General features: G+C 48.0%; 3 protein-coding genes and 3 pseudogenes. 4 read left to right on the plus strand and 2 right to left on the minus strand.

Annotation, left to right across the window (positions count from 1 at the left end):
* Positions 1–27: 27 nt before the first annotated feature.
* Positions 28–2,130, minus strand: a complete 2,103-nt coding sequence (gene pqqU, locus ACJHX3_RS08710) for a TonB-dependent receptor PqqU (RefSeq protein WP_000689346.1) — start codon at positions 2,128–2,130, stop codon at positions 28–30.
* A 241-nt stretch (positions 2,131–2,371) separates the two neighbouring features.
* On the opposite strand from pqqU, the gene ACJHX3_RS08715 reads away from it, so the two are divergent.
* Positions 2,372–3,433: a YncE family protein gene (locus tag ACJHX3_RS08715; protein WP_000550669.1), complete on the plus strand. Its 1,062-nt coding sequence runs from the start codon at positions 2,372–2,374 to the stop codon at positions 3,431–3,433.
* A gap of 112 nt (positions 3,434–3,545) precedes the next feature.
* Here ACJHX3_RS08715 and ansP read toward each other — a convergent pair whose 3' ends face one another.
* A complete protein-coding gene (gene ansP, locus ACJHX3_RS08720) occupies positions 3,546–5,045 on the minus strand; it encodes an L-asparagine permease (RefSeq protein ID WP_094321750.1) in 1,500 nt (499 codons plus the stop codon).
* A 266-nt stretch (positions 5,046–5,311) separates the two neighbouring features.
* Here ansP and ACJHX3_RS08725 point away from each other — a divergent pair.
* The 3 pseudogenes from ACJHX3_RS08725 to ACJHX3_RS08735 all read left to right on the plus strand — a co-directional run.
* Positions 5,312–5,801 (plus strand): annotated as a pseudogene (locus ACJHX3_RS08725) (glutathione S-transferase N-terminal domain-containing protein).
* 70 nt (positions 5,802–5,871) lie between these two features.
* Positions 5,872–6,087 (plus strand): annotated as a pseudogene (locus tag ACJHX3_RS08730) (DUF5445 family protein).
* An 823-nt stretch (positions 6,088–6,910) separates the two neighbouring features.
* Positions 6,911–7,010, plus strand: a pseudogene (locus tag ACJHX3_RS08735) (hypothetical protein); the annotation flags it as partial.

Below are 7,010 nucleotides of genomic sequence, written 5' to 3' on the forward strand. Positions count from 1 at the left end.
CCCGGCAAATACCGGGCATCAAGGTAATTACTCAAATCGCCACGCAATATTCATGCCGACACCATAATTTCGCCCGGGCGCAGGTTCGTAATATCGCCCGTTTGACTCATTGACAATGACAGAACCAACGTATTCTTTATCGAATAAATTATCGACACGACCAAATAAATCCACAGTTAAATTGTGGTAATTGTATTTATACCCGGTGAATAAGCCGACGAGAGTATAAGACGGCGCTTTGGCCGTATTTTCATCATCTGCCATAATATCGCCCATATAACGCGCTTCCGTACCTGCATACCAGCCATCTTCCGGTACATAACCTATCGACGCAAAGCCCATATTACGGGCGATCCCTGGCATCCGGTTACCGTTACAATCCTGTTCATTACACACATTGCTGCGATAGGTCGCATCAAGCCAGGTCCAGGACGCTTTTATGCGAAAATCTCCCGCGAAACGTTGATCCCATGCCAGTTCAGCGCCTTGACGACGGGTCTTTCCGGCATTTTTGTAAGTCGTACGCCCACCGCTACTGCTATCGACAACAATTTCATCATCGGTGTCGGTCTGGAACAATGCGAGACTAAGCAGCCCATTACCAATACGCGTTTTACTGCCGATCTCAATTGTATCGTTGGTGGATGGTTTTAAACCAAAGTTCATACCGCTTTGCCCATCAGCGCGATAAGAGAGCTCATTAATCGTCGGCGTTTCAAAACCTCGCCCGGCTGCCAGATAGATATTCCAGGCGTCGGTCATTGCATATTTTAACGATCCGGCAGGTAGCCATTTGTGATAACTGGCATCACCGCTGTCATCGCCGTTACCCGGAGTAACGTAATGGTCGTTGGAATCAAACCACACGGAACTGTAGCGCACGCCAGCATCCAGCGACAGTTTTTCACTCAGCTGCCACTGTGTCTGTAAATAGGGATCGACGTTCCACATCAGATTGCGTTCGTCGCGGCGCAACTCACCTTTTTGCCCGTATTCCGGCACGCCGCTATACAGGCGGAAGTTATTGTAGCCCTTGCGGTTTTCACTCATGTTTTCGTAGTTCAGGCCGGTAGTGAACGTGACCGGAACGCCCAGCTCGCCACGGTGTGTCCAGCGACTGTCTACCCCCTGATAATGGCGTTGCAGAGTAATCACGCCGCCCGCATGCGACGGGTTAAGTTGGGGGGCCATCGGGATTGACTGGTACTGGGTCGTTTCTCGCTCCCCGGCATACATCATCACACTCATCTCATCCCGCGAACTCAGGCTACGCTCATAGCGCAGCCCAGCCTGAGTTTGCTTGATGGTTTTTCGCGTGTCGTACTGTTCAGCGCGTGGCGCTTGTTGCGGATTCGCCTTCCATTCTGCTTTGGTTAGCCCACCAGGGTCATCTGCTTTGATATCCACACTATTGAAAATCAGGCTTAATTTGCTGGCGTCATCAATGCGTACACCCAGTTTGGCATTAGCTAAATTTTTCTGTGCGCCACTATGGTCACGATAGCCGTGGGTCGTAAAACGCGTGGTTGAGACGGTGTAATCGACATCGCCAGGCTGTGTGCCGTCTCCCGTTGCGCCCGTTGCTTTCAGGCCATAGCGCCAGCTGCCAAAACTGCCGTAGTAACTACTGGCTTCAATGGTTGGTGGCTGTTGTCCGGTCTGGGTGGTGACATTCATTACACCGCCAGACGCGTTGCCATACAGGGCAGAGAAGGGGCCACGCAGCACTTCCACATTTTGCACACTGCTTAAATCGATGTTGGATGTTTGCCCTTGTCCGTCGGGCATGGTGGCGGGAATACCGTCCACATACAGGCGAATACCGCGAATTCCGTAAGTGGAGCGGGAGCCAAATCCGCGAATCGACAGCTGTAAATCTTGCGCATAGTTCTGCCGGTTTTGTACCTGCAAACCAGGCACGCCAGTCAGTGATTCAGACAAGTTAATGCGCGGTGTTGCCAGGCGCATCTCCTCGCCATCCACCACGCTCACGGCTGCTGGGGTATCCAGTTCTGAAACCACCTGCGGTGCGGCACTGACAATCATAGTCTGTTCATCAGCGGCAAAAACAACGGGGGAAAGGACAAGCAGTGCGGGCAAAACGGTCTGTCGGACGGAAAAAATCTTCATGAAAAAAGCCAGGTTAAGAATGGGAAAACGCTGTCATGGTAATAAAATTGTAAATTTATGGAAAACGAAACGGCACGATACGTTAAGTAATTGAGAAAATTGTAGTCGTAACGGCAAGAAATGCTCCACATTTGAGAAAATAATGATTACCATTCCCATTTATAACAAGAGCGTAACGATGATTACGCTTAGCGAAGCATTGTGAAGCAGCAAAAATATCGGTTCATCAAAGGGAGTCGTCATGCATTTACGTCATCTGTTTTCATCGCGCCTGCGTGGTTCATTACTGTTAGGTTCATTGCTTGTTGCTTCATCATTCAGTACGCAGGCCGCAGAAGAAATGCTGCGTAAAGCGGTAGGTAAAGGTGCCTACGAAATGGCTTATAGCCAGCAAGAAAACGCGCTGTGGCTCGCCACTTCGCAAAGCCGCAAACTGGATAAAGGCGGCGTGGTTTATCGTCTTGATCCGGTCACTCTGGAAGTGACGCAGGCGATCCATAACGATCTCAAGCCGTTTGGTGCTACCATCAATAACACGACTCAGACGTTGTGGTTTGGTAACACTGTAAACAGCGCGGTCACGGCGATAGATGCCAAAACGGGCGAAGTGAAAGGCCGTCTGGTGCTGGATGATCGTAAGCGCACGGAAGAGGTGCGCCCGCTGCAACCGCGTGAGCTGGTGGCAGACGATGCCACGAACACCGTTTACATCAGTGGTATTGGTAAAGAGAGTGTGATTTGGGTCGTTGATGGCGAGAATATCAAACTGAAAACCGCCATCCAGAACACCGGTAAAATGAGTACCGGTTTAGCGCTGGATAGCAAAGGCAAACGTCTTTACACCACTAACGCTGACGGCGAATTGATTACCATCGACACCGCCGACAATAAAATCCTCAGCCGTAAAAAGCTGCTGGATGACGACAAAGAGCATTTCTTTATCAACATCAGCCTTGATACCGCCAGGCAGCGTGCATTTATCACCGACTCTAAAGCGGCAGAAGTGTTAGTGGTCGATACCCGTAATGGCAATATTCTGGCGAAGGTTGCGGCACCGGAATCACTGGCTGTGCTGTTTAACCCCGCGCGTAATGAAGCCTACGTAACGCATCGTCAGGCAGGTAAAGTCAGTGTGATTGACGCGAAAAGCTATAAAGTGGTGAAAACGTTCGATACGCCGACTCATCCGAACAGCTTGGCGCTGTCTGCCGATGGTAAAACGCTGTATGTCAGTGTGAAACAAAAATCCACTAAACAGCAGGAAGCAACCCAGCCGGATGATGTGATTCGTATTGCGCTGTAATAGATATGGCGAGGGTGAAAACGGAGAGACTTGCCTGACTTTTATCACGCCGTATCCGGCACCTTCGTCAGTAATTTGAATTTGCCCGGCACGTAGCCGGGCAATTTTGCAATTAACTCGCCGTTTCAGGTTTAAACATAATTTCCTGTTGTTCTTCATCTTCCTCGACGACTGGCGCAGTGCTGTGAATTTCAGCAACGCGTTTGCGCACACCAAACCAGCCTATAACCAGCAGAATACCGATAATCGGCAGCGCCGCGATGGTATAAGTCCCGTTCGGGTAATCGAACGCCATCAGCACCAGGACGCTCAGCAAAAACAGTAATGTCAGCCAGGAAGTGAAGGGCGCGCCAGGCAGTTTAAAACTGACATCCGCTGCTTTGCCTTCTTTAATCGCTTTACGCAGGCGCATCTGGCACACGATGATAAACGCCCATGAAGCGATGATTCCCAGCGACGCGAAGTTCAACACAATCTCAAATACGCGCGACGGCACCAGATAGTTGAGGAATACGCCGACGACATACACAACCAGTGTCGCCAGAATTCCGGCATACGGCACATGCTGACGACTCATTTTCGCCATAAAACTCGGTGCGGAACCGCCCATCGCCATTGAGCGCAGAATACGTCCGGTGCAGTACAGACCTGAGTTCAGGCTGGAGAGGGCAGCGGTCAGCACCACAATGTTCATAATGCTGCCGATATATGGCACACCCAGTTTAGAGAAAAACGTCACGAACGGACTTTGCCCCGCCTGATATGCGCTCCACGGCAATAACATAACCAGCAACACCACGGAGCCGACGTAAAACAGGCCAATACGCCAAATCACACTGTTAATGGCTTTAGGCACCATGGTCTGCGGATCTTTACATTCTCCGGCAGCTGTACCCACCATTTCAATGGAGGCAAAAGCAAACACTACGCCCTGAATCAACACCAGCGCAGGTAGCAAACCGTGGGGGAAGAAGCCGCCGTTATCGGTAATTAAATGAAAGCCAGTGGTGTTGCCATCCAGCGGCTGACCACTACCGAGGAACACTGTACCCACGACCAAAAAGGTCACAATGGCGAGCACTTTAATAAGCGCAAACCAGAACTCCATCTCGGCAAACCATTTCACACCAATCATATTCATGGTGCCAACGATGATCAGCGCAGCGAGCGCAAAGACCCACTGCGGTACACCACCAAATGCGCCCCAGTAATGCATATACAGTGCAACGGCGGTAATATCGACAATCCCTGTCATCGCCCAGTTGATGAAGTACATCCAGCCAGCAACATAAGCGGCTTTCTCACCCAAAAACTCACGGGCATAAGAGACAAAACTGCCACTGGAAGGGCGGTGTAGCACCAGCTCACCCAATGCACGCAGAATAAAAAACGAAAACAGGCCGCAGATCAAATAGACCAGTGCCAGTGCTGGCCCCGCCATTTGCAGTCGGGCTCCCGCGCCTAAAAACAAACCCGTACCAATCGCGCCGCCAATGGCGATCATCTGTACCTGGCGATTGCCCATCGCTTTGTGATACCCCTCTTCGTGGGCATTAAGCCAGCGGCGTTTCGCGGCGTGTTGATCTGAAGTGTCGGTGTCGTGTTTACTCATTGCTCTCCCTGATTGCTTTAATGAAAAAGTCATATAAGTTGCCATGAACAATGTTTATTCATCCTGGCGATGATAGTTATCACCATTATTCTTTATGGGTATAAAACTATCGGCGCAGCATCCTACCCGTTATCGATAAACGATGCAAAACATCCCCTTACAATCCTGAAGGGGAATAATACAACTGACGAAAAAATGACAAATCCTTTTGCTGGTTAACCTGTGTACTGTCCTACACTTAATCTTTAAAAGATTGTGAGGGGCATATGATTAAGGTGTATGGCGTACCCGGATGGGGCTCTACAATCAGTGAGCTGATGCTAACACTGGCTGATATTCCTTATCAGTTCGTTGATGTCAGTGGTTTTGACCACGAGGGAACTTCACGCGAGTTATTGAAAACCCTGAACCCGTTGTGTCAGATTCCGACACTGGCGCTGGAAAATGACGAGATTATGACGGAGACAGCGGCGATTGCATTGATGGTTCTCGATCGTCGCCCGGACCTTGCGCCACCGCTTGGGCGCGCCGAACGTCAGCAGTTTCAACGGCTATTGGTCTGGCTGGTTGCTAATGTCTATCCAACGTTCACTTTCGCCGATTACCCTGAGCGTTGGGCTCCTGACGCGCCTGAACTACATGGGGGCCGGGGCATGAATGGTTTCGGATAATGCCGCGAATATCAGTGCGATTGCTGATGCTGTATGTCAGATATCAAAGTTACAAGAAGTACTAAAAAGGAATGAAATTATTTGAGTGGGATACCAGAAGATTATTTATTATTCAGTGACTTTATCCACAATGATGGGCGTAATTAATTAGAATCATGTTATGTTTTTTAATTCAATTTAATCACTCTCCATTTCATTCAGCTTGTCTATTTCATTTCCTCTGAAAAGAAACTAACTATTCACATTGTGCAGATGTTTCAGTTGTTATCACAGGCATTCTATAATCTAAAAATATTTTAATGATGGATATGCTCGGAGTTGGAGATGCAATTAATATTAATACAAATAAAAATATCCTGCAGGTATGCTAAAAGGATAAATGGCGTTCTCTGTATTTATTCGCGATTATCTGTAGTGCAAATATGGAGAGCTTGATGAGTCAGAGCTAAAACAGCAATTGATAAATAAACACGTTGATTTACTCAAGAAAATGGATGTATTTTAAATATTGATTCTTAATATAACCTAATCAATAGATTATCACGTGAGAGCTGCACATTATTATTGGAGGAGCAGGGGAAAACACCATTTTGGGAACAATGAATCAGGTACTCTTACCACTGAAGCAAGATCATCCGGGCACCAGGTGGTGGTGCAGTGCATTGGAAATGGTCCCCTCGGGGGAGTTGTCATTATTTTCTATGCTATTTGCTTATGATATTCATCAGGTGAATTTAATAAATTCCTAATTTGAAATATCCACTATTAAGCCAGTGTTTAACGACGTTAAGATGGCAATGTGCAGATCATGTTATCAGGGCTGGGCGGTAGCGTACATTCCTTATACAAACCATCATTCATTTCAATGATTGTTATTGAATTATTTATTGTTGTGAATAAAAAGACATTATGAATATTGGTTTGACTTTGCATATCAGGTTTTTTATTACTCGCTGTAATGTACGAGCCTGTCGTGAATAACGTCGAGAACCCATCCGTTGCGTTTGTGATTATTTTGTTGACTAAACAGACACCCGTTTCTCTGAAGTAAAATCCCAGACTAAATCATCACATAACCATGACATTTTTCTGATATTCCCCGGTAACGCCAGATGTCGACTCGCTTATCTCATCCGCCCGACATGTTGTACATGCAATATGTGCGGATTATTATTCATTTTCACGGAGGTTGCTATGTCAACCGGATTACGTTTCACGCTGGAAGTGGACGGCCTGCCACCGGACGCGTTTGCGGTGGTCTCCTTTCATCTGAACCAGTCACTCTCTTCGCTCT

Source organism: Escherichia sp. WS1265, assembly GCF_046487585.1.
Classification (GTDB): domain Bacteria; phylum Pseudomonadota; class Gammaproteobacteria; order Enterobacterales; family Enterobacteriaceae; genus Escherichia; species Escherichia coli.

Coding starts and splice junctions, on each gene's coding strand:
- pqqU (WP_000689346.1), bottom strand. CDS start 2,130: ATGAAGATTTTTTCCGTCCGACAGACCGTTTTGCCCGCACTGCTTGTC.
- ACJHX3_RS08715 (WP_000550669.1), top strand. CDS start 2,372: ATGCATTTACGTCATCTGTTTTCATCGCGCCTGCGTGGTTCATTACTG.
- ansP (WP_094321750.1), bottom strand. CDS start 5,045: ATGAGTAAACACGACACCGACACTTCAGATCAACACGCCGCGAAACGC.